Here is a 24,148-nt window from a genome sequence, read left to right on the forward strand (position 1 = left end):
TCAATGTATTAATACCGTACTTAACCAGTATTATCGGCCACTAGTCTCAATACTTTTGTTATTTAACTCATTTTTATCTTTAATGATGTATCAACAATAATAAGGACACCTAATGAAGCTTAGTCGTATTATCAGTTTACCGATAACCGTTATTGCATTAATAATTAGTACAAGCACGCTTGCCGATAACCAACGTCGTATTGATGTAGACAGCAAAGTAGTTACCCAACATAAGGCTAAAATTAATGGCCAGCGTTTTAGTTATACCGTAGCTACAGGCACACAACCTGTATGGGATGATAAAGGCGACGCGGTTGCTACACTACAATACACCTACTACACACGTGACAAAGTTGACGACAGAACAACTCGCCCATTACTTATTTCATTTAATGGCGGGCCAGGTTCGGCTTCTGTATGGATGCACCTTGCTTATACTGGCCCTCGCGTATTAAAAATTGATGACGAAGGCTATCCAATTCAACCTTATGGCGTAAAAGACAATCCATATTCTGTACTTGATATTGCCGATATTGTTTACGTAAACCCGGTAAATACTGGCTATTCTCGCGTACTTGAAAACGAAAAAGGCGAACTGCCTTCTAAAGCAAAACAAAAAGAGCTATTTTTTGGTGTTAATGCCGATATTAAATACCTTGCTGAGTGGTTAAATACTTTTGTAAATAGAGCCCAGCGCTGGCGCTCGCCTAAATTTTTAATTGGTGAAAGCTACGGTACAACACGTGTATCTGGCCTAGCTCATGAGCTTCAAAACAGTCAGTGGATGTACATAAACGGTGTTGTTCTCGTATCACCTACCGATATTGGTATCAAGCGCGACGGTCCGATTAAAGCCGCTAACCGCCTACCTTACTTTGCAGCGACTGCTTGGTATCACAAAGCACTTAAAGCCGATTTACAAGTTAAAGATCTAGATGAATTATTACCTGAAGTTGAAGAATTTACTGTAAACGAGTTAATCCCAGCGCTTGCTAAGGGTGGCTTTATTAATGCTGATGAAAAGCGACGCATAATTACAAAAATGGCGCACTACGCTGGCTTATCAGAAAAATTTGTTGAGCAAAATAACTTAGATATTCCAACTCAGTTTTTCTGGAAAGAGCTACTACGTGAACGTGGTCAAACTGTGGGTCGCTTAGATTCTCGTTATTTAGGAATAGATAAACGAGGCGCAGGTGAATCCCCAGACTACTGGGCTGAACTTACCTCTTGGTTACACTCTTTCACTCCTGCAATTAATCACTACTTACGTGAAGAGTTAAACTATAAAACTGATGTAAAATATAACTTATTTGGTAATGTCCATCCATGGGATAGAACCGGTAATAATACAGGCGAAAATCTACGTTTAGCAATGGCGCAAAACCCTTACTTAAACGTGATGATCCAATCAGGATACTTTGATGGCGCAACCAATTACTTTGACGCTAAATATACGTTATGGCAATTAGACCCAAGCGGTAAAATGAAAGACCGTTTGAGCTTTAAAGGCTACAGAAGCGGACACATGATGTACCTTCGCCACGCTGATTTAGAAAGCTCTAATAACGATTTACGTGACTTTATACAGCACGCTTTACCCAAAAAAGGGCAAGCGGCTAAATACTAAAATACCTAAAACAAAAAATGGCTCTTTAAGAGCCATTTTTTATGTGCGTTTTTCATATCGTAAACAATAGCTTTTAAGTTGTATGACTACAGCGTTAAAGCGCTCTTCCAGCTGCTGTATATATTCATTTTTAACTGTTTCGTTTTCTGCCTGTGTTTCTATCTGCTGGCATATATTTGCCAACTCAATAGCCCCAACAGACTTTGAAGACGACTTTAATGCATGAGCCTGAAAAGCTAAATCAACATAGTTTTTACTCTTAGCATACGCGTTAGCTAATTTAATTTGCTCCCCTGCTGTTTTTAAAAACGCATTAAATACCATGCAATGTACGCTAGGATCATCACCAAGCATTGCTTTTAGTAGCGTAATATCTAATTGATCAAAACTATCTGAAGCTATATTTTCACCATCTGATTTTTCTGAACGTGTATTGACCATAGTTTGAGAATGCTCCATCAATAACGACTTTAATTTAACAAGCTCAATAGGCTTTGTTAAAAAGCCATTCATTCCACAACTATAGCAATTATCTATGTTGTTTTTGGTAATGTTGGCCGTAATTGCAATTATAATCAGTTCATCAAAATGAGTGTTTTCTCGTATTTTTTTGGCTAACCCTAACCCATCGAGTAAGGGCATTTGAATGTCGGTTAGTAAAATATCAAAGCGTTTATTTTGTATAGCCTCCCAAGCTTGCTCACCGTTACTTACAAAAGTAGAGCACACTCCAAGCATAGTTAATTGCTGTTTTAACACTTGCTGATTTGTAACTTGATCTTCTGCCACTAAAACCTCAAGCGTAGGAAGCGTTACCGCATTTAAGCTTTGCTGTGTTATTTGAGGGGCTTGCACTTGTGCTGGCAAGTCAGTTTGATCAAAACTGTTAAAGTTTAGCGTAAAACAAGAACCTTTGTGCTGCTCGCTTTGTGCGCTCAAAAACCCTTGCATACGCTCTACCAGCTGCTTAGTTATCACTAAACCAATACCGGTTCCATTTACTTTACTGGTTTCAGCGCCTAAGCGGTCAAAAGGTTTAAATAGGCGAGAAATGTCATCTGGAGAAAATCCGCATCCGGTATCTATTACATCTATTTCGCATTGTTTATTACTTAACACCCGACAATTAATATTAATGCTGCCATTTAGTTTGTTATATTTAATCGCATTTGAAAGCAAGTTAAGCATCACTTGTTTAAAGCGGCGCTGATCAATATAAATACTCAATCCTTCTAAGGACTCGAAACCTTGAGTTTGCAGTGTTATTGATTGCCCTTTAATTAGCTCAGTGACAAGCTCTACTGACTCTTCTAATATGCTTTTAATAGGCACATAAGAAAAACTAAACTGCATATTACCCGACTCAATAGCTGTTAAATCAAGCACATCGTCTATGAGTAATAGTAAATGCTCTCCAGCTTGATAAATGCTTTTCGCGTTTTCTTTTTGTACTTTATTAGCACTCTCATCATATCCATACAGCTGGGCTAAGCCTAAAATTGCATTTAATGGAGTTCTTAATTCGTGGCTCATACTGGCCATAAAATCTGACTTTGCTTTACTTGCAGACTCAGCTTGAATTCGTAATGCATTTAATTTTTGATGGTTATTCGCAACCTCATCAACCATATTATTAAATGCATTTATTACACTGCCCACTTCATTTTGTTGTTTATCTATATGGCAATCAAAGTCGCCTTTGGCTAAACGTGAAAACCCAAGTTTTAGCGTCCTCAAAGGCGATGTAACCCTGTAATCCACCAGCCAAGCTAAACCTATAAAAACGATAACTAAAATAATAAATTGTATATATATTAAGGTGTAATGAAGTTTTGAAGATTCGTTAATTTCATTCGTAAAATTAACAACCAAGCTAATATTAGCCAGCGGTTTGTCTAAAAATACCACCTGTTGAGATAACAGCATGTCGCCGTTTTCATTTGCTCCAACCCAATTCTCAAGCGGATACAATTGGTTTTTTGAATCAACATCAACAATTTTAATACTTTTCCAATTAGGGCGAGTTTGAAGTTGACTGTCTATTTCTTCATATAGCTCTGCATATTGCCTAGTTAACAACGGAGTCGTTATAGAAGTCGATAACTGCGCTAAAGAACGCTGAGCAGCCTTTGAAAGGCCATCGTTTACCCAACGCGCTTGTTCCGGTAAGGCGTAAAACATAAAAAGACAGGCCATAAGCAAGCCACAATAAAGCTTTGTGCTCTTAGGCTACGAAACCCACTAATTTTCAACATAAAAAGAGCGTAAGCCCCACTGAGTTAACTGCTGATACTCAGCTAAAGTTGCAATACTAGATTTAATAATTGGGATACCTGCAAGCAAATGTTTATGCTCTGGGCTTTGCCCTATATCTAAAATAGCTTGTTGCACTTTTAACTGTATTGCAGCATCAACCCTTGGGTGGGCGACAATTGGGTGGCGACTAATTTCACGCGTTTTATAAAGAATTTTGAGTTTATTTTGTAAGCTTTCTGGTTGTTGTTTAAATGTGCCCATTACACCACCGCCCGCCATTGTTGAGTGCAGTGCTACATTTAAATATACCGATGGATGAGTTTGGACATATACAGGCTTTATTGTTAGCCCGTATAACAATGCTAAATCAGCTCTCATTAATAATGACGCACCTAATGCGTTAGGTGCAGGGAATGCTATTTCAGCGCCCTCTAGTTGGCTTAAATTATCAATATCACTGTCTTTGTTTACGAGCAAAATACCTTGCAGCTTTCGCCCTGCATCTTTTATTAGTGGTAAATATCCCTGTTTTTCGTATGCTACAACACTATGCCATGGGTTCATATATGCAAAGTCGTACTCACCATTAGCAAAGGCTTTTTCAAATACAGGAATAGACTCAACTGTAATTAGCTTTATTGTTACTCCCGTTTGCTTACTTACTTGCTTTAACAAAGGTTGCCAAATAGTATTTAGCTTTTGCGGCTCGTATTGCGGCACTACACCAAAGGTATATTCTTGAGCTAATAAGAATGGGCTGTGTATCAAACATAATATAGCCACTAAATACTTCATCAATTCTCCAAATAATAGCGTGTCATTATTGCTTAAGCGTAGTTAAAGACTACTCAACACAGCATTAAATTATTATATATTCGATATTTAGCATTGACCTGCTTTGATTACAGGTAGTTTTGGAGTGTATTTTTTATCTGTGAGCATATGATGCAAGTTCATAAATGTGGTGTAAGTACTTTTCAATCCGACCTTATTGCTTAGCCAAGTAGGTATTGCCCCATCAGGCAAAGCATATACTTGGTACTCAATATCAAGGCGGCCTTTGTCCTCACTCAGTAGCCAGCGTGCATTTAAAGTAGTAATTCTTATAACGCCATTGTTTTTGGGCTGCTTATTAGGGCGAGCACTAATAAGCAATTGGCTTTTATTTGCAGTTAACTGTGAATAACAAGAATAAGTAATGCTATCTCTATCTCTAACAGGCCAAGGGGAATTAAAATAACTGTACACTAAATTTTCTGATGGGCTTATGTGCTTAATAACCTTTACCTGAGATATATTTTCGAGCCATTGGGGTGCGGCACCGGTATCACTAAGTAATTCTAAAAACTCATTGGTGGATACGCCTTTCACGCTCATCTGCGCTTTTACTTCAAAGGTATTATCACTGTGGCTTTGATAATACACACTTACGCCATTTTTGTTTTTATACAAATGCCATATGGGCTCAGCGTAAGTGTTAAAACTAACTAATAAAAAAATAACGAATAAACACTTTTGCAACTGAATTTTATTACAAAAGCGCATCATTTATTTTTGCCAGTAAGGTTCTATGTCAAGTGAAGCAAGGCGACTTTGCTCCATGGCACTGACCAAATATTCAGACTTTTGTTCAAGCCATGACTGGATTTTAGCAAGCTGTTCGTCTTCTTGCCCTGCACATAATTGCTTTAAATACTCAAGCGTACTTAATTCATAAATACCATGAGAAATATCAAGCCAAGGCAATCTAAACTCTAGGCGTTCTTCTTTATCAAATAACGATCCTAAACAGTTACCGCTTAGTAGGCTATTTTCAAGCTGAGTTCGCAGGTTTAAATACGAAGCGACATCGAGGGTTTGCTCTTTAGGGAGCAACTCGTGCAGGTTTTTCCAGTCTTTATTAAAAAGCCAATTGGCAATAGACGACACATTTTGCTCAGCCGCTTGAAGCTCTGCTTGCCCCCAGTCTTTACGCCATTGCTTATCGATTAACCAGGTAGTTAACGACAGTAATAAACGATTATAACGTGCGCTGTGAAACAGTGCATTTATATCGTCAATGCTTGGCTGTAACTCTTTTAAGTCTCCAATGACTTGAGCAAGTGCTGGCGCCGCATTAATTTTTTTATAAAAAGCATGGCGTTTAGACGTGTACGTTTTTAATTGAATCGCATTTTCTACCCACGCTAATTCACTTAATAACCATTTAAGTTCGGTACGTAAGTGCTCTGTACTTTCTTTAGATACTATATCGTCGTATAGCCAAAAAGTATGGCGGATTAAACTGATACCGTCAGTTACGCGTTTAAGTGTTTTTAAACTTGGCTTATCGAAATAGCATTGCTCGTGCTTTTGTACAAAGCGAATGCCAAAGTTCATGGCTTCAACTAAAGCACGTTCTTGAGTAGTCGACTTTGGTAATTGTACAAAACCAATAGATTTGCTTGGCATTAAAGGTTTTTCATCAGCAAGTCGATAACCACGCGCGGCCTTAGAATACAAACCCAAGCGTATGCAGTTTTGGCTAACTAGTATATCTGCAAATGCAAACAGCTCATTACGACTGCCCTCAACAAGCTCAATTTCTAGCTCGCTAATAATTTCAATTTTACCCGAAGCCGCAATTTCACCTTTATCGAGCACAACTTCAATTTTAGCGCCACTTTCGGTTTCAATTAACCAAGTACGACGAATAAAGTTAGTACTAAATATTGGATACAGGTTTTTTGAGATGGCGCTTATTTGCATGCCATGAGGCCAAATATCAGCATCAAACGCCATTAAATTAGGGCGGCTTGATTCAATTGGTAAATTGTACTCTGGACGTTGGTGTAAACCACCTACCACTTCACCTGCAAGCTTTATAGTTTGCTCGCATTCGCTGTCAGAACAACGCGTTCGAAAGCCTATATCAAGCGCTCTAAGCTCTCTGCTTGGCGTATCGTAGTATGCATTTTGTAAGCTGCGAGACGGTTTATTCTTCACCGTTTTTGCAAATTGAGTAATTAACGAGGGGATCAGTGGAATAACGGCATCTGATACCAAAAATTTCAGTTCTATCTCAGTATCCATTCGGTTTGCGGATTACCTTTAAAATAAATAAGTGCTCAAAATAAACAAAGCGCCTTAACAATGCAAATTTTTTAACCTTATTTTAGGGCCTGATGACCTTTGTGGATTAAAATTCGTTCTATCTAGGAGCAATTTAATCATAGCGTGAGGCTTGTAACCTAGTGGACTCAATAACTACTCCTGCGTTACCGTACTGGGTTACAATATCAGTCTTGCTATTGATCTATTTAATCCATACTATCTAACTACTTATGTGAAATAAAAATCACGTTCATAACGGACGCAGTTAGATCAACAAGGTAGATAAATGCTAAAACATTGTTTATTAGGGCTACTTTTAACAGCCACCACATTCATGAGTTATGCACAAGAAGCACAACCTGCAAATTCAACGAATGCAAACACCGCTTATATTATCGATAATCTATACACTTTTATGCGCTCTGGGGCGAGTAAAAATTATCGACTACTCGGCTCTGTAGATGCTGGAACAAAGTTAACCTTGTTATCAAATGAAGAAAACGGCTTTATAAAAATTAAAGATGATAAAGACCGCGAAGGCTGGATAGAAACTAAGTTTATTACTAAAACAGCGGGCTTACACCAACAGTACAAAACACTAAGTAGCGAAATGAGCACTATGCAAGAAAAGCTACGCCAAGCTCAAATAGAACTTCCACAGCTACAAGAACAAAATCAAACTTTAACAGATCAAAATCTGCAGTTATCTGCTCAAATTACTAAGCTTAAAACAACGCTAGAGCAAGAGCGCACTCAAAAAGAAGCTGCTAGCTCAAAAGAGAAACGCCAGCTACTGACTTACGGTGGTGCTATTGCGTTTTTAGGCCTGTTTTTAGGTATTATATTAACGATAGTGCTGTCACGTCGTAAGCGCTACGAAGGTTGGGCGTAAAGCTCCATCCAACTAAATACAAAAAAGCCGCTTTATCGCGGCTTTTTATTCTCTGTATTTTCATGCAGTTCGAGTTTTGGTGCACTCATACCTTTGAGCAACCGACCAAATATATCAGCGCCGGTAATAATGCGTTTCACGTCGCTCCACACTAATACCACATCGTGATCAATGGCCCCATCAAACGATTTATCTAAAGAATGATTAGCCCGTATTTTTAAAATCACTTCACTCAAACGCATCGCTTCATCAGCAACAATTATAGGTCTGTGACAATAGTGATAAGGGTCAAACGTATCTGGCTCAAATAACGCTGATCTTAAAAAGCCGTCAGCATCTACCACTAATAAAGGCCAACCGTCTTCATTGGTAATGATCACCCAGTTATAACCTGACTTATGTAGTTTGCGTAAAAATTCATTATCAGTTGTTAATGTAAGGTCTGGGAAAATAGGCAAATCAAGCTTAGTAGGCAAAGCAATAATAGAGTCTGGATCAATTACCTCACCCTCTTTCGTTACGCTTATTTCATCTAAGCTAAAAAAGTTAAGCGCGCCTATTCCCTCAACGTGTTGAACATCAGCTTCTTCAGCCTCTATGTGTTTGCGAATAATCCCCCTGAGCTCACTTTCAGCAAAGTACGTAATCCCCTCTTTACCTAACCATGCATCGAGTATTAAAGCCGTTGGCTTAGCAACTATATAAAACAGAATCTGATAAAACTTAATTAACGGCGAAAGTAGGCTTGCCATTTTTAACGCATTACGCGAAAAATAAGCCTGCGGTGTTATTTCACCAATAATAGTAATTGCGATAGTTGAGAATAAAAACGAACTTGCGCCCATTAATACCGAATCAGAAAGTAGTGTAAGTAGTACGTTAATACCTACGTTGCCCCACAAAATAGTCGACAATAAAAAGTTAGAGTCGTTTCGAAGGGTCATTACTTTTATGGCCGCCTCGTTCCCTTTTGCACTTTCCATTTCAAGCTGAAGCCTGCTTAGTGAAAAAAACGCTAAGTTTAAGCCCGAAAATATTGCCGATTGTGAAATACACAAAGCAATTGCACACCAGATCATGACTTCAAAGGTCATTGTATTTTCCTGTTAGTAATACCAATTCACTTAATTAAGCGAATTGGTACAAGGCTTATAAAAGCAATAAACTGCCTAAACCTAAAAAGGTAACAAACCCAACAATATCGGTAACGGTAGTTAAAATTACCGAACCAGATAACGCAGGATCAATTTTCATTTTGTCTAAAATAGACGGAATAACAACACCTGCTAGTGACGCGGCCACTAAATTCAATAATATGGCTACCGTAATCGTAATACTAAGCATTAAGTCGTTAAACCATAAAAAGGTAAGTAGGCCGATTACAAACGCCCATACCAAGCCATTTACAGCGCCAACACGCAGCTCTTTTTTAAGCAACGCATTACGGTTTGAATCTGTAACCTGTCCAAGCGCTAAACCTCGCACAATAACGGTTAATGTTTGACTACCTGCAATTCCCCCCATAGAAGCGACCACTGGCATTAATACAGCTAATGCTACAACTTGTTCTATCGTTGCGCCAAATAAACCGATAAACCACGACGCTAAAAAGGCAGTTGCTAAATTAATGCCTAACCATATACCACGGTTTTTAGCACTTTTTCGCACACTTGCGAACAGGTCTTCGTCTTCACGTAAACCACCGGCTTTAGCGGCTGCTTCATCAGCAATTTCTTGTCGTAATTCATAAGCAGAGACAATGGTTAATCGCCCAAGTAATTTGTTATCAGCATTAACCACTGGCAGTGCCATTTTTTCACTGTGGATCACCACTTCTGCCGCTTCATATAAATCATCATCAGCATGGAGCGATGAAAAGTCATGATTTGCCAATGTCATTAAATTATCGGTGTCGCTGGCTTTTATTAAATCATTTACCGCAACCTCACCTATTAAACTACCCTTGCGGCTTACTAAATAAATAACTTCACTGTATTGCGGTAAACCTTTGTGTAGCAATTTTTTAGCACCACCGGCTGTTAGCTTCTCGGATACTTTTAAAAAGTCAAAACCTAACCAGTGACCTAATTGTTCTGGCGGGTATTGCTGCGCTAAATCATATTGTTTGGTTTGCGCTTCATCGAGTTGCTTTTTTGCATACTCAACAAATCGCTCTGGTATAACTTCTTCAAGTTCCAGTAGCTCTTCTACATTAACTTCATCAAGAAGTTTAAAAGCCTCAGTGTCTTCTAGCGTTTGTAGCAACCACAAACAACTATCTTCACTTAAATTAACAAAAATTTCGTGTTGCGTGTCTTCATCAAGCAACTGCCAAATTTCAAGTCGTTGTTCTTTTGGTATCGCCTCAAAAAGTAATGACAGGTGCTCTGTTGAAAGCGTTAACTGCGCATCTGCTAATAATTTATTTTTGCGTTCTGTTGTATCGCATTGCAATAAATCATTTATGAGCTGTGGAAGTTGGTCTACCGGATACTCAATCATCTTAAAACCTTAAAATTTAAAAGCGCACATTATTTATAGTCTACTTGAACAATAAAAAATTGCAGAAAAAACGTGAACTTATTAAGCATGCGCAAGCTATTTTTGCGCATTGTATGGGCAAACTAAATGCAGTACTAATATTTATTTTAAAAAATTAAAAAAACAGTAAAAGGAATTATTTTTGAGGGATTAAACAACAAGTAAGCAAACTAAAGGGATTACTTATAATAAAAAAAAATCCCATATTAGCTAGGCTAATATGGGCAAAATCACACAATGAATTAGGTGTTTTTAAATTACGGTTTATGCTTTAAATTAAAGTCTATCTGTAATATTTCGTACTAAGTCAGAATCTACAAATTGAGTAATAAGTGCTGCGCCCCACGCATAGCCTCGCTGTATTGGGTAACCTTTAAAAATCCAGCGTTTACGCACGTGATTAAAGCGCTCTAAATAGTCTTGCTTTTTTTGTGGCAGAGGCTGCTCACCCAATTTATTCCATGCTTTATATACGCCTGACATGTCAGATCCTCGCATAAAGCGTTGCAACCAACGTGGAAAACGAGAAAAGCTAATAGTGGACTGAAAATCAATAAAGTAAGGTTTACCGTCTGCGCCGCATAAAATATTACCCATATTACGCAAGTCTAAGTGCACGATGCCTTTGCGATGCATTTTTGCTACTTGACGCTCAAGCTCACTAAAAAAGTTAACAGGTAGTGTTTTGTCTTCATGAATTAAAGCGCGCAGTGGCGTGCCTTCGATATAATTATAAGCAACCGCTATCGGCGACAATCTACAAAAGCGGTTAGCAACTGCATCAAGCTCAGCTAAACGGCTCAACCCTTTATACTCTTGATTTACCGACATTCGTGCAAATGTTTTGCGGATAAACCAGGGGCTTTGGCTAAAATCTTTAACAATTAAATCAAATTCATTATCTTTATATCGATACACAATCGCGTTAGCAAAACGTCCCTTATGGACAACACTTAAGTGTTGTTGCGTAAAAGTATGTTCTGGATATTGCTGCTGTAATTGTACTAACAAATTATTTTCAATCATAACAAACCTAACAAGATGATAACCTTAATTGCCTAGGCAACTATATTATCAAAGTTAGATTCTGCGCACAATCAGATCAACTAATTAGCACGCTAACCTTCTATTGAAACAGTATCGCTATTTTATTGATAATCTACTTTTGGGGGGAGTTTGGCAGTGAATCAAGATTATTTATAGCTTTGAATAGTAAGTCGATTATTTGGTTTTTTTCTGGCTCTGAAAAACCATTTAATGCTTGCGTATAGACTTCGTTCACTACAGGCATAATTTCAGGACAAAGCGCTTTACCTTTTTCACTTAAACACAAAATAGTTGAGCGCTTATCAAGCTCACATTGCGTTTTAATAATGAGTCCTTTTTCTTCAAGTCGGTTTAGTAAGCGGCTCATAGCGCCACGGTCATAAACCATATACTCGCAGAGTCCTGCAAGCGTATTAACCGACTCTCTCGCAAGTAGTACAACCACAATATATTGCGCTGAAGTTAGGTCCATAGGGAGTAACTTGGCATCAACATGAATGGCTAATCTCGAACGTAAAAAAGAGACTAAACGCCCCAAATCTTGCTCTGGCACTAACTCTTCTCGAGTACAACGTTTAATTGATGGCATGTTTTGCATGGTTATTTCACTGTATAGGTATATTTGCATGCTGATAGACCTTAACGCATACAAAAAATTCAATAATTTTTACAAAAAATCGCCCACAAAAATAAAGCCGCTATTAGCGGCTTTTAGTGTAGAGCTTCAAGCTTTGTTAAATTTTAAACTGACCAACAAGCTGGCCTAAGTTTTCACCACGCGCAGCCAAATGCTGACCGACCGAAGAGGTCGTTTTACTTGAAATAGTTAGCTCATTAACTATTTCTTGAATGGCAAACACATTACGGTTTATTTCTTCTGTAACGCTACTTTGCTCCAGCGCTGCTGTCGCGATTTGCGTACTCATGTCGTTAATTGATCTAACTGAGCTTGTTACCGCGCCTAAACTTTCTGAAATAGCACGAGAGGATTCAACAGAGCGATTACAACTACTTTGGCTTGCTTGCATTGCAGCAACTGCATCTGATACTAAATTATGTAGCTCACTCAACATTTCGCTAATCTCTAGTGTGCTAACTTGAGTACGACTTGCTAGGCTTCTTACTTCATCAGCAACAACTGCAAACCCTCTGCCTTGCTCACCTGCTCGCGCAGCTTCTATTGCAGCATTAAGTGCAAGTAAATTTGTTTGCTCAGCAATTCCACCAATTACACTTAGTACGCTATTAATCTTTTTAGATTGATCACTGAGTGAATCAACCTGTTCAGCAGCTAAGTTAATTTCTCCCATTAAGTTTGAAACCTCACTGAGTGAAATATCAACACACTCTTGCGCTTTAGCAACTTCTTGCGTTGCCGCTTGGGTTGACTCTGCCACTTGGTTTGTATTTTGAGCCACCTCATGAGAAGTAGCCGACATTTCAGTAATAGCCGTCGCAACAAGATCTGTTTCATGATTGTGATTAAGTAACTTGTCTTCAATTAATCGTGTTTGTGTATTTATATCACCAGAAGCTGTTTTTACATCGTGTGTTACATCAACCACATTAGCAATAATGCCATGTAGCTTACTTACAAACATATTAAATGCTTCGCCAAGTTGACCTATTTCATCGTTAGTATCAATGTCTAGACGCTTAGTTAAATCGCCCTCACCTTTTGCAATATCGTCAAGGCTTTGCGCCATGCGCTGTATTGGTTTTACCATTGTGTTTGCGGCAACTAACGCACATATAATTGTTAAAACAACCCAAAACAAAGCAATTAATAATAAGGTCATTACCTTATCATTCATGTGCTCTTGCATTGTTGTTTGGTATTTAAGTAGCTCTGCATCTATATCATCCATATATGCGCCAGTACCAATCATCCAGTTTGTGCCTGGTATCATTGCTGCATAGCCCATCTTTTCAACTAAGCCTGTGGTATTTGGTTTTTGAAAATGATAGTTAAAAGCGCCGCCGCCTTTTCTAGCTTGATCTAATAAGCCCACAATTATTTTTTTACCGTTAGGGTCAGTCATCCCTATTTTATTTTGTCCTTCAATAGCATCACCTAGTAATGCATGAAAAACACTAATGCCATTGGTGTCGTATATAAAAAAGTAACCACCTTGGCCAAATGTTAAGTCTCTTAAAGCGTTTTTAGCATCTTGCTCAGAGCCATTTGCTAATTGATAGCGAGCAATTTTGCTAGCAATTTCAATTTCGGTACTTAATAACGTTTGCTTGTCACTTATCAGCTTAGTTTGAAATGATTCAAAATTTTGTTGCTGATTTTTATTCTCTAAATAATAAGAGCTCAGCATTAAGCTGATTAAAAGTAGCATTAGCGGTAAAATAGCTAGTAACAGCAATTTGTTTTTCAAGCTTAAATTACTCATTTTTTCTCCGAGGTGTATAAATGCATATATAGCGACAATTGCCAAAGTTAAATTACGACTGTTTACTATGTTTTATTGGGTTTAAAACGTAGTAAATAAAAAATTTGGTGAGAGTATACTCATACCTTGCTCTGCGTGCTGATATTATAGTCACAAAGGAGGTATTTGAACACTAAAAACACTGCGACCTTTGTATTAATCAATATATTATTTACCACCCTATTTGTTATATTCAAAATTCTAACGACTGTATTGATCTAAAATTAATTTGATAGCGTACTGAGCCGCTCGATTGCTTCGTATGTAATGAGTTAACTCATTAGTCATGTTAGTATTGGTTTTAGGTTCATATAAATAATGAACATATGGATATTAAACTTCCATTAACATATAATAGTCCTATATTCCTAATACCAAACAACTAGATAAAAATTGGAACACAACACTTTGAGCCACAGTTATAATCTAATAAAAATGAATTATTAATGAAGTATATTTTATACCTTGCACTTTTAGTGTCGGCTCACGCATTCGCAACGCCTGTAAATAATAGTATCGCTTTTTACTACTCAGCGCCGATGCCATTAGCCGAAATGACCTTTTATTCTCGCGTTGTAGTTCAGCCTGACCTTGTGACTGAGCACGAACTCAATTGGTTTAAACAGCGTGACATAGCTGTTTATGCTTATTTAAGTGTTGGTGAGTCGTTTATTGAAAGTGAGTCTTCACTCGGAGTTAACCCTAATTGGAATAGCCACATTGCCGATTTAACATCTACGCATTGGCAACAACATGTGCAAAATAACGCAGCTACTTTAAAAGCACGAGGCTTCAGTGGCTTGTTTTTAGATACTCTAGACAGCTATCAACTTTTAGATGATAAGCACAGTAAATCAGATCAACAAAATGGCTTAGTCGCAATTATAAAGAGTCTGTCTGGCACGTTTAATAAACACCTTATCCTCAACCGAGGCTTTGAGTTACTACCTAGACTTACCGGTTTAGCCAGCGATTTAGTGGCTGAAGGTTTATATAGCCATTACAACCCAATCAATAATAGCTACAAATTAACCACCGAGAACGATCAAGCTTGGCTAAGTGCACAATTAAAAACGGCACAAAAGCTTGGTTTTAAAGTACAAGTTATTGATTATGCACAGCCTGACAACCGTCTTACTATGGCGCAAAAAATTAAGCAGGCAGGTTTTACCCCTTGGGTAACTGATGGACACTTACAAACATGGGGTACATCAACTATATCACCAGTACCAAGACGCATCCTCATTCCGTACAACAGTAACGTAAAGCCACTCATTTACACTACCGTACATTTAAAACTAGCGACCATGATTGAGTATTTGGGATATATACCTGATTACATAGATACGGCAAAGCGCGACTTACCTTTAGTTGATCCTAGCTTGCATGCAGGTATTATCTCGTGGACCACAAGCGATACGTTTTACACACCAACACTAAACAATTGGCTTGAAGCTAATTTAGGTGTTGTACCAGAACTCATTTTAGGCGAGTTACCACAATCAACTAAATTATTATTAAGCTTAGGTATTGAGTCGTTAAACACACTACCTGAAGGTCCATATAAACAAGATAGCTTTGCACCTTGGCTCAAAGGGGAGTCAACAAAACCTCCCCCTATTGTTAAACCATACTTACTTAAATTAGCAACTGATGCGACTCCTCTAATAACAATAAAGTCTGCTAATAATATAAGTATTTTACAAGCGGCTAAAACTAAATATGGTGCAGTCGTGGCCGCTCCTTGGTTAATTGACACATTTCCGATGGAAGGCAGCAAATGGGTTATTGATCCGCGTACATTACTTACTCAAGCAATGGGGTTACCACCTATATTAGTGCCAGATACAACCACCGAAAGCGGCAGGCGAATGCTTACTTTGCATATCGATGGAGATGGATTTACAAGTGTTGCCCACTACGCAGGTAAGCCTTATTCAGCAGAAGTAATTCGAGATGAAATAATTAAACACTACAAACTACCGTTAACGTCATCAGTGATCCAAGCTGATATTGAAGAAGGCGGTATTCATTCTAAACAAAGTGCCAAACTCGAAGGCATTGCGCGTAGTATTTTTAACCTGCCTTACGTAGAAGTTGCTTCACACACTTATAGTCATCCCTATTTTTGGACAGCCCTATCTGGGCGAAAAAAAATAGATGAAGACGACACCGATTACGGTTTTCATCTAGACGTCCCTGGCTACAACACAATTAGCCTTAAAAAAGAAATTACCGACTCGATAAAGTACATTGATGAAAAACTCACACCTAAAAATAAAAAAACAGTAATGATGCTATGGTCTGGTGATGCAACACCTGGCCCAAAAGCACTTGAACTTGCTCGTGACGCTGGCGTGTTAAATGTCAATGGCGGTAATACTGATGTAAATGCTGATAACCCAAGCCTTTCTCACATCTCCCCTATCGGTCGCCCTGAAAGAGATTTGCTGTATCAAATTTACGCCCCCATATTGAATGAAAATGTTTACACAAACTTATGGCATGGCCCTTATTACGGCTTTAGACGCTTAACCGAAACATTCGAAATAACAGAAAAGCCATATAGGTTAAAACCTTACACTATTTATTATCACTTTTATTCAGGTGAAGTTCTTGCGGGCTTAGACGCTCTTAAACACAACATTGATTATGTTTTAGCAAGGCCAAATACACCGGTGCATTTAAGCCACTATGCAAAAGTAGCAAAAGACTTTTACTTTTCTGCACTTGCAAAAAACAGTAATAATGAATGGTTATTTAGCTCAAAGTACATTCGTACTCTACGCATACCTAGCGATTTTGATGTGCCAAACATAGCTCAAAGTGAAGGAGTATCGGGTGTAACTGAAAAAGGTGACTACATACATATTATAAATAACATAGCTCGCCTTAGCTTTGATCATAGCCAAAATAGTAAAAAACCTTATTTAGCGTCTGCAAATGTTGTTATTGATAACTGGCAAGTTAACGGACCGGTTAGTTTTAAAGCATGGGTGCCCGCTTCACTTGATTTAATTAATGCACGCTCATGCGAATTTGTATCTAATTTGGGTGAACACTTTAAAGGTGTAACACGCACTAATGTGACGCACTTTAATCTGCCAAAAGGTCAATTTTATGGTTACCTTAACTGCAACGGATCTGCTCTATAATGAATACTAAAAAGCGCCCTCAGTTAATTTCTATAAAAACAATATTAGCGATACTAGCTGTAAGTTGTTTTGCACTTTATGCGTTATTTCCCCATACCTTATTTTTTGAAGATGATGCACTTTCACAAGATTATACCTTTGAGAAATCTTACCTCAATGCAGCACTCAATGCAGAGCCCGACAACGAAAAGCTTCGCGCAAAATTGGTTGAGCTACATATAGGGCTTAGTGAGTATTCACAAGCCACTAACGAGCTTGAAAAGCTACCTAGGGGCGAGCGCAAAGCAACACTTGAAATAAAGCTGCTTTACTCATTATGGCTAGCAAGTGGTGCTAAAGTTGACGACCGCTTTGAAGAGCTATCATTAAAAATAGGAGCTCATAAAAATTGGAACGAACAAATACTGACTGTTGCAAAAGCCGTTGGGTTAAACGCAAAAGTTGCTCAGTATTATCAAAAAAATAAACAGCCACTCCTTGCAGCCGATTACTGGTTAAGCGCAGGGGAACCTGACAAAGCATTCGCTATTTATAAAACAAATATAAATGCTGACATTGCAGCTAAAGCGATTGAAACTGCACTTGGCGCAAATAATCCGATTCAAGCTTATGCATGGTGGAACACCTACGGTGACAAAGCCGATGTTAAACGCACCCTTTATTTAGCAAACTTGGCTGGCAACACAGAAGATGCAGCTCAAGCCATTGAAAGCTTATTAAAGAGCGAGCCAAATAACAGCGAGTACTTAACACAAGCAATGCACCTGCGTTTAGCAAATGGAAATGCAAAAGGGGCTGAGCAATTACTTGCAAAGTTATTACTACAAAGCCCAGATGACAAAGAGCTACATTTATTAAATTGGAAGATAAAGCGCTGGCAAAACAAGCCTAAAGAGGCACTTCGAGAGTTTAAATGGCTAATGTCTAACAAAGCCGTAACCCCTTCGATGCTTACCGATAGTATTAACGATGCCACCGCTTTATATTTATACCAAGATGCTAATGATATATACGAATATAAAGCCCAAAATAGAAATCTAAAAGGAAATGGCTTTGCTAATTGGATGCAAGCTAACGAATTTATTGGTAACACAAAGCAAGAGTTAAATAATATTGAACGCTTTGAGCAAATAAATGGTAAAAGTGCATTATCACAATATTGGAAAGCAAAAGTACTTCACGATACTGGTAATTTAAAAGCATTAAGAGCTTTGTGGCCTACATATAAAGGGCCTAAAAATGAAGAAGATTTACTTTGGATTGCCCGCGCATTTTGGCTAGAAGATGACTTTTCTACAGCTCTGCAAGTACTAAAAAACAAACATGAAAGTTCTGACGATGAGTTTTGGAGTGCCAATGTAGACATGGCAATGCGAGTCCAAGACAAAGCTCATGAGCTATATGCATTAGAGCAGTTACAACAAATAAGCCCTTTAAGCGTAGGCGACATGCTGCACTACCAACAATTGCGCTTTGAAGGTAGGCCTCAGGAGCTTCTTGATTATTTATGGAAAAGCGAGTCGCAAACTGACCGTCAATTGATTCAAATTGCATTGCTGAGCACCCAAGTAAATGATGCTAAATCAGTTGCACGCATTCATGCTGAACTTGATAAGCAGCGCTATAATAAAGCCCTCTACCCTGCTTGGTTAATTCTTTCAAATTGGTATCAAAACCAAAGTGATTTAAATTATGCTTACACAACGCTTAACCGCGCCGCTAAATTAAGCGAATACAACCCTGATGTTGTGCTTGCACAAGGTTGGTTAGCACTGCAAATGCACGACACTGTGATGATTAGCCGCATTTTAGCTCGCTATTCACAAAGTGATCCTTCCTATGCGTGGACCCAGCTATTAGCTAGCCTATCTATTTATGAAAAATCATATAATAGTGCTTACTTTTATTTGCGTAAATTAGCCATTGCAGATCCAAGTGACTTAACAACACTGGTTAACTTAGCCGATGTAATGAAGCAACTTGGTTATTATGCAAATGCTGCTGAACTTAATCACTATTTACTGCAACACTTACCTAAAGATAAATATGCATACAGAGGCTTAATGTTCCGCTGGGCGGGCGCGATGGCTGTTCCTCATTTAATGCAATTAAACACAATGGAAGAACTTGCCCCCGACACTATTGGTGAGCCCCAAACAAACTGGTGGTTAGCGCGCAAGGCCGCACAAAAATTAGAGCCATGGCAAAAACTACAACTTTATATGACAAACGGCGAATTTAATAAAGCGAAACAGCTTATAGCTGAAGGTTCACTAAGCAAATTAGATGAGCTAAACGCCCTACTCTATTTAAAACAACCCTATGCCACCATGCAACGTTGGTACGAAGAACTCACTGGCGAGGCAAATGAATCGCAATTGAGTTTACTCAGAAATGCACGCGCATCCTATTTTAGAGCGCTTGAAATAAACCTATCGCCAGAGGCTGGTTTAAACAGTAGCCAGTACGATGTAAACGTTTATTTTCCTTATGCTAATGGGCAATGGAAATTAAGTTTAAGTAATCAGCAAAATCTTGATAACAACGGATTACTGTTCGCGATAGAAGATAAGATGACATTTGGTCGTTGGTATTTTGATGCAAAAATAGATTCTCACCAAGGCAGCTTAGTTAGCCGTCAAGGTTTTAGCTTGGACTCTCGTTATCAATGGGATTCGCGTACACAGGTAGGTTTAAAGCTTGAATATAATGTTGAAAACCGCCAATCAGAAGCGCTACTTAGCTATGCTCAGCTAGATAAAGCCACGGCCTATGTTAACTACAATATTGATGGTAGACAAAACGTACAGCTATCAGCAGCAGCGATGTCTTTTTCTCGAAGAAGCGATGGCAGCTCACTAATAAACGGCCAAGAATATAATGCTCGTTACCAATACAGTATTTTAAAAGACCGCCCAATTTGGAACGCTTATTTTAGTGCGCAATGGCAAGACTTTGAACGTGTTAATGCATTAATAAATACAGATGCAAGCAGAAGACCGCTAAGAGTTGACCTTCAACCATTTAGACGTTTTGCACTAGGGACCTCATTTGCTTCAACTGGTTCTTTAGAACCACCATACCTAGGCGCAAGCCCTTCGTGGTTATTTGATATAAGTACTGGCTATCAAACACTTAACGATACAGTAGATGTATCAGTTTCAAGTGGCGCAGGTTGGTCTGTACTGGGCGATGATTTATTTAAATTACAGCTGGGTTACCAAAGTAGTAATAAAGTGGGTAACTCAGATACACAATTACAATTAGGTTATTACGTACATTTTTAATGTTAGGAGAGAGTATGTTTCGTTTAATTATACCGTGTTTGGTATTACTATTATCAGCATGTACCACCAGCAGAGTTGCTGATGATATAGAGCTTAGCCCTTCAAAAACAGTGGCACTAATGCCGCTTGTTAATCATGCTCAAACACCGCTTGCCGGTGAGCGTGCTGAAGATATTTTAGCCAGTATTTGGCAACAAAATAAATTACCAACTCTAATACGTGCACCTCGCGTAAACAGCAAAGAGCTTCCACCACTGGATGATCAATACCGTTTAGACAATGCTATGCAATGGTTAAGCACTCAACAAGCTGACTATGTACTAACAGGCAGCATTGAAGAGTGGCGCTATAAAGCAGGGCTTGATGGCGAACCTGTTGTTGCACTTACATTATCACTCACTGTAAATGGACAAACCACACCAGTTTGGACAGGTACTATTGCTAAAAGTGGCTGGGGCCGCGATAGCATTGCAGCAACAGCACAAGATGTGATTGCCGATTTAATTTCTTATATAGAGGTTAGTGAGTGAAAACACATTTCCTTAGACCAAGAGACGTTCCTGGGCTACAAATATGGGCTGAGGTATTTATATTTACCGCGCTTGCTTTAGGGCTGCCTGTATTATTTAACGCACAGGACCCATTTTGGACTGAGGGAGGGTTTTCGTGGCCTGTACTTGGCCCACTTTTAGTTTCTTTACGCTATGGCTTTTCAAAAGGCTTTATTAGTATTTTATGTTTGCTTGTTGGCCAACTTTTTTTACTTCAAGCAAATATTTTATCACCGCAAAGCGACTTCAATATTAACGCTATGATTGGCTACATTATTGTAATTATGATCACAGGCGAATTTAGAGATGTGTGGGAGCGTACTAATCAACAGCAAAGTATTCAGCTTGAGTACGTAACAGATCGTCTTGAAACATTTACTCGTCAGTATCATTTAATTAATTCATCTCACGATAGAATTGAGCAAATGCTAGCTGGCCATACGTTAAGTTTACGTGAATCACTACAAGCAGTAAGAACCTCTATCGGGCTATTAAAAGAAAGAAGACTTGATAGCGCAGCGCAAAAAATAATCGACTTGTTTGTTGAGTACGGTTCGCTAGAAAGAGCGGGGTTATATAAAGTTGAAAACGACAGTGTTTTAGAGCCACCACTTGCCTCTATAGGTAAAATGAGTCCAATAGCTAAAAACGATCCTCTTATATTAGCAATGATCGAAGAAAAAGAATTAGTATCGGTAAAAGACGAAAAAGCATCATCGGGTATAAGTAAATACCATATGGCAATCCCACTTATCGACGTAAACAATACTATTTACGGCGCTATTTTGGTTGAAAGAATACAATTTTTTGCGCTTAAAAATACAACTCTAACATTACTTGCTGTAATGGCTGGGCATNCTGCGCCATGAAATAACAAACCCAGTAATGACTTATGAAGAGTATCCATACTTTATTCGCCAAGTTAAACGTGCGAATAAAGAAGCAAAACGATACAACATTCCATCGCAGCTACTAAAAATAAAAGCTAATAATATTACTGATAAATCCACTCAACTTATGAGTTATTTAAGTGAAGCACGCCGTGGTTTAGACATTTATTTGTACGATAATCAAAATCAGGTATTACTGCTATTGATGCCATTAGCTGATGAACTTGAAAAAGCAGGGTTTATCGCCCGAATGAACACTTGGTGTAAAGAGCGCACTGGTAGCACTTTAGCTGAGCTTGATATTGTTATTGAGCAGCAACTTGCACTACCTATAAGCTCAGATGACATAAAGAGATTGGTTTCACTTTCATGATTATAATTATTGTAGCGGCTATATTAGGGTTTATTTGTCAGTACTTTGCACTAATAGAAGTACTGGAAACACCTAATTGGTTTTTAGCTATATTATTGCATGCTATTGCTAGCATCTTTTTTGCTATTGTTAGTTATGTTTTTATACCTAAAAAATACAAAACGACTCCTTATAGCTCTTTGCTACTCATGTTTTTATTATTGCTTACATTACCAGTACATGGAATTATAGGTGTTGTAGTAGCACTTACATTTGCTCTTTGTAAACCTCTCAAGAATGACGAGATAGAAATAGAGGAGCATAAAATACCTGAGCTTCCTTTTGAAGCCAGAGCAATATCAGCAAATCCAACCTATTCTATGGGCGGACTTAAAGCAATTTTGAAGCACGCTAATGAGCCAAACAAGCGTTTAAGTGCTGTAATGGCGGCTCGTCACATGAGTGACTCACAAGCTATTCCTATTTTAAAGCTAGCACTTAAAGATTTAGAAGATGATATTCGACTACTCGCCTACTCAACCCTTGATGGTAAAGAAATCAAACTTAACGAAAAAATCAGTTTGTACCAGCAAGAAATAGTAGTTACAACTAAGCAGCCAAAATTGAGTCATTTACAAAAACAGCTAGCCGAACTTTATTGGGAACTGAGCTATTTAGGCTTAGCACAAGGCGCACTGCGTAAATACGTTTTAGAAAAAGCAGAAGCACTTGCATTGCAAAGTATTAAGCACATAAAAACACCTGCAACTTTTATATTTTTAGGGCGTATATCTTTAGCCTTAGACAAATACGAAATAGCCCATGAGTACCTACTCAAAGCAACTGAGTCGGGCATGGCAAGGCGTCATGTTCTCCCTTATAAAGCCGAAGTTGCCTTTTGTATGAACAAGTTTGACGACTGTAAACGCTACTTAAAAGAACTCCCAGAACAACCTAAGGGCAGTGAATTACGTCATTTACAGGAGTATTGGCATGAGTAACAAAAATGCAGACATTTTACTGCTTTTAGAAGGTACTTACCCTTATGTGCGTGGTGGCGTATCTAGCTGGGTTCATCAAATAATTGAAGGGTTACCTCATTATAACTTTGAGCTTGTTTTTATAGGTGGAGCGCCAGAGCATTATGGCGAGATTCAATATACCTTGCCTGAAAACGTTACCAAGCTGCATGTTCATTATTTAGTACAAAATGATACCTCTGAAATAAAAGCTAAGCATGGGGTTAAATATAAAAAAGAACTCTTTGATTTTTGGCAGCAACTACAAAATTATTTTAGAGATTGTAACGAGCCAATCCCGACTGAATTATTAAAGTTTGCATTTGAAACTTTAGCTAAAAAAGACGGTATTAATGAAGCCGACTTTTTATATAGTGAATCTTCATGGCAAGTACTCACTAATTATTATTCAACTTTTTGTGATGAATCTTCTTTTATTGACTTTTTTTGGTCATATCGCAATTTATATAAGCCGCTATTTAAAATAGCCGAAATTGCACGAGGGCTTCCTAAAGTTAAACTTATTGTAACTATTCACCAAGACAAATTATTTTCTAAGGATCTTTTTTAGCTATTGACTGATCCTGCCAGTATGCCAAGCTAGAGCTATTACCCTATCGCTCTAGCTTTAATGAATTTAAACAGCATAAATATCACTGAAATAGTTGAGCAAACTAAAACTCAGTTACAAGAAGATAAAACACTCTCGCCAGCGTTGAAGATGTCTATTGAACTCATTCTTGTTGTCGTTGTTATGCTAGCTAGTAAATTAGGACTTAATAGTCAAAATAGTAGCATTCCTCCATCAAAAGATATCAACCGAACAAAGCCAACAAGAGAGAAGTCAGAAAAATCAGCTGGCGGACAAAAAGGCCGAGTAGGTAAAACGCTGACTCAAACAGAAACACCTGATGAGGTACAAGTCATTTTAGTTGACCGAGATTTTTTACCTAAAGGTCACTATCGTGAGGTGGGTTTTCAAAAGCGACAAGTC

Annotated in this window: 17 protein-coding genes and 1 pseudogene; 9 read left to right on the top strand and 9 right to left on the bottom strand. The window is 38.3% G+C overall.

Going from position 1 to position 24,148, the window contains the following annotated elements:
* Positions 1-112: 112 nt before the first annotated feature.
* Positions 113-1,630, top strand: coding sequence for a carboxypeptidase (locus tag L655_RS0110250; RefSeq protein ID WP_024604979.1), 1,518 nt, complete (start codon positions 113-115; stop codon positions 1,628-1,630).
* A 39-nt stretch (positions 1,631-1,669) separates the two neighbouring features.
* On the opposite strand, the gene L655_RS0110255 is transcribed toward L655_RS0110250, so the two are convergent.
* From L655_RS0110255 to L655_RS0110270, 4 genes are all read right to left on the bottom strand, one after another.
* Complete coding sequence (locus L655_RS0110255; RefSeq protein ID WP_029751742.1) at positions 1,670-3,811, bottom strand: ATP-binding protein; 2,142 nt, start codon at positions 3,809-3,811, stop codon at positions 1,670-1,672.
* A gap of 60 nt (positions 3,812-3,871) precedes the next feature.
* Positions 3,872-4,681, bottom strand: coding sequence for a phosphate/phosphite/phosphonate ABC transporter substrate-binding protein (locus L655_RS0110260; protein WP_024604980.1), 810 nt, complete (start codon positions 4,679-4,681; stop codon positions 3,872-3,874).
* Between the two features lie 87 nt (positions 4,682-4,768).
* Entirely contained in the window at positions 4,769-5,434 is a 666-nt protein-coding gene (locus L655_RS0110265; RefSeq protein WP_024604981.1) for an START domain-containing protein, read from the bottom strand.
* Positions 5,435-6,958: a CYTH and CHAD domain-containing protein gene (locus tag L655_RS0110270; RefSeq protein ID WP_024604982.1), complete on the bottom strand. Its 1,524-nt coding sequence runs from the start codon at positions 6,956-6,958 to the stop codon at positions 5,435-5,437.
* Between the two features lie 307 nt (positions 6,959-7,265).
* On the opposite strand from L655_RS0110270, the gene L655_RS0110275 reads away from it, so the two are divergent.
* Positions 7,266-7,871 carry a TIGR04211 family SH3 domain-containing protein gene (locus tag L655_RS0110275; RefSeq protein WP_002958928.1) on the top strand — a complete coding sequence of 202 codons (606 nt, stop codon included), beginning with the start codon at positions 7,266-7,268 and terminating at the stop codon, positions 7,869-7,871.
* A gap of 32 nt (positions 7,872-7,903) precedes the next feature.
* On the opposite strand, the gene L655_RS0110280 is transcribed toward L655_RS0110275, so the two are convergent.
* The 5 genes from L655_RS0110280 to L655_RS0110310 form a co-directional block, all read right to left on the bottom strand.
* A complete protein-coding gene (locus tag L655_RS0110280) occupies positions 7,904-8,965 on the bottom strand; it encodes a CNNM domain-containing protein (protein ID WP_024604983.1) in 1,062 nt (353 codons plus the stop codon).
* A gap of 55 nt (positions 8,966-9,020) precedes the next feature.
* Entirely contained in the window at positions 9,021-10,373 is a 1,353-nt protein-coding gene (locus L655_RS0110285; RefSeq protein WP_024604984.1) for a magnesium transporter, read from the bottom strand.
* Positions 10,374-10,688: 315 nt separating this feature from the next.
* Positions 10,689-11,438, bottom strand: coding sequence for an RIO1 family regulatory kinase/ATPase (locus L655_RS0110295; protein WP_024604985.1), 750 nt, complete (start codon positions 11,436-11,438; stop codon positions 10,689-10,691).
* Positions 11,439-11,571: 133 nt separating this feature from the next.
* The gene (locus L655_RS0110300) at positions 11,572-12,087 is read right to left on the bottom strand and encodes a MarR family transcriptional regulator (RefSeq protein ID WP_240917520.1); all 516 of its coding nucleotides are present in this window, start codon (positions 12,085-12,087) and stop codon (positions 11,572-11,574) included.
* Positions 12,088-12,193: 106 nt separating this feature from the next.
* Positions 12,194-13,861 (bottom strand): methyl-accepting chemotaxis protein, encoded by a 1,668-nt coding sequence (locus tag L655_RS0110310; protein WP_024604987.1) that lies wholly within the window; start codon positions 13,859-13,861, stop codon positions 12,194-12,196.
* Between the two features lie 485 nt (positions 13,862-14,346).
* On the opposite strand from L655_RS0110310, the gene L655_RS0110315 reads away from it, so the two are divergent.
* The 7 genes and pseudogenes from L655_RS0110315 to L655_RS0110345 all read left to right on the top strand — a co-directional run.
* Positions 14,347-17,055 (top strand): endo alpha-1,4 polygalactosaminidase, encoded by a 2,709-nt coding sequence (locus tag L655_RS0110315; RefSeq protein WP_024604988.1) that lies wholly within the window; start codon positions 14,347-14,349, stop codon positions 17,053-17,055.
* Complete coding sequence (locus L655_RS0110320) at positions 17,055-20,342, top strand: tetratricopeptide repeat protein (protein ID WP_024604989.1); 3,288 nt, start codon at positions 17,055-17,057, stop codon at positions 20,340-20,342. The genes L655_RS0110315 and L655_RS0110320 overlap by 1 nt, the downstream gene beginning before the upstream one ends.
* Positions 20,343-20,356: 14 nt before the next feature.
* On the top strand, positions 20,357-20,872 hold the full coding sequence (locus L655_RS0110325; protein ID WP_002958938.1) for a hypothetical protein: 516 nt from the start codon (positions 20,357-20,359) through the stop codon (positions 20,870-20,872).
* A 906-nt stretch (positions 20,873-21,778) separates the two neighbouring features.
* Positions 21,779-22,156 (top strand): PelD GGDEF domain-containing protein, encoded by a 378-nt coding sequence (locus L655_RS1000000127960; RefSeq protein WP_240915894.1) that lies wholly within the window; start codon positions 21,779-21,781, stop codon positions 22,154-22,156.
* Positions 22,153-23,136, top strand: a complete 984-nt coding sequence (locus tag L655_RS0110335; protein ID WP_024604990.1) for a HEAT repeat domain-containing protein — start codon at positions 22,153-22,155, stop codon at positions 23,134-23,136. The genes L655_RS1000000127960 and L655_RS0110335 overlap by 4 nt, the downstream gene beginning before the upstream one ends.
* Positions 23,129-23,689 (top strand): annotated as a pseudogene (gene pelF / locus L655_RS0110340) (GT4 family glycosyltransferase PelF); the annotation flags it as partial. The gene L655_RS0110335 and the pseudogene pelF, both read left to right, overlap by 8 nt.
* 96 nt (positions 23,690-23,785) lie before the next feature.
* Positions 23,786-24,148: DUF6444 domain-containing protein (locus L655_RS0110345; protein WP_024604528.1), on the top strand; the 363-nt coding region annotated here is incomplete at its 3' end.

It is taken from the genome of Pseudoalteromonas sp. TAE79 (genome assembly GCF_000498015.1).
Lineage (GTDB): Bacteria > Pseudomonadota > Gammaproteobacteria > Enterobacterales > Alteromonadaceae > Pseudoalteromonas.

Coding starts and splice junctions, on each gene's coding strand:
- L655_RS0110250 (WP_024604979.1), top strand. CDS start 113: ATGAAGCTTAGTCGTATTATCAGTTTACCGATAACCGTTATTGCATTA.
- L655_RS0110255 (WP_029751742.1), bottom strand. CDS start 3,811: ATGTTTTACGCCTTACCGGAACAAGCGCGTTGGGTAAACGATGGCCTT.
- L655_RS0110260 (WP_024604980.1), bottom strand. CDS start 4,681: ATGAAGTATTTAGTGGCTATATTATGTTTGATACACAGCCCATTCTTA.
- L655_RS0110265 (WP_024604981.1), bottom strand. CDS start 5,434: ATGATGCGCTTTTGTAATAAAATTCAGTTGCAAAAGTGTTTATTCGTT.
- L655_RS0110270 (WP_024604982.1), bottom strand. CDS start 6,958: ATGGATACTGAGATAGAACTGAAATTTTTGGTATCAGATGCCGTTATT.
- L655_RS0110275 (WP_002958928.1), top strand. CDS start 7,266: ATGCTAAAACATTGTTTATTAGGGCTACTTTTAACAGCCACCACATTC.
- L655_RS0110280 (WP_024604983.1), bottom strand. CDS start 8,965: ATGACCTTTGAAGTCATGATCTGGTGTGCAATTGCTTTGTGTATTTCA.
- L655_RS0110285 (WP_024604984.1), bottom strand. CDS start 10,373: ATGATTGAGTATCCGGTAGACCAACTTCCACAGCTCATAAATGATTTA.
- L655_RS0110295 (WP_024604985.1), bottom strand. CDS start 11,438: ATGATTGAAAATAATTTGTTAGTACAATTACAGCAGCAATATCCAGAA.
- L655_RS0110300 (WP_240917520.1), bottom strand. CDS start 12,087: ATGCAAATATACCTATACAGTGAAATAACCATGCAAAACATGCCATCA.
- L655_RS0110310 (WP_024604987.1), bottom strand. CDS start 13,861: ATGAGTAATTTAAGCTTGAAAAACAAATTGCTGTTACTAGCTATTTTA.
- L655_RS0110315 (WP_024604988.1), top strand. CDS start 14,347: ATGAAGTATATTTTATACCTTGCACTTTTAGTGTCGGCTCACGCATTC.
- L655_RS0110320 (WP_024604989.1), top strand. CDS start 17,055: ATGAATACTAAAAAGCGCCCTCAGTTAATTTCTATAAAAACAATATTA.
- L655_RS0110325 (WP_002958938.1), top strand. CDS start 20,357: ATGTTTCGTTTAATTATACCGTGTTTGGTATTACTATTATCAGCATGT.
- L655_RS1000000127960 (WP_240915894.1), top strand. CDS start 21,779: ATGACTTATGAAGAGTATCCATACTTTATTCGCCAAGTTAAACGTGCG.
- L655_RS0110335 (WP_024604990.1), top strand. CDS start 22,153: ATGATTATAATTATTGTAGCGGCTATATTAGGGTTTATTTGTCAGTAC.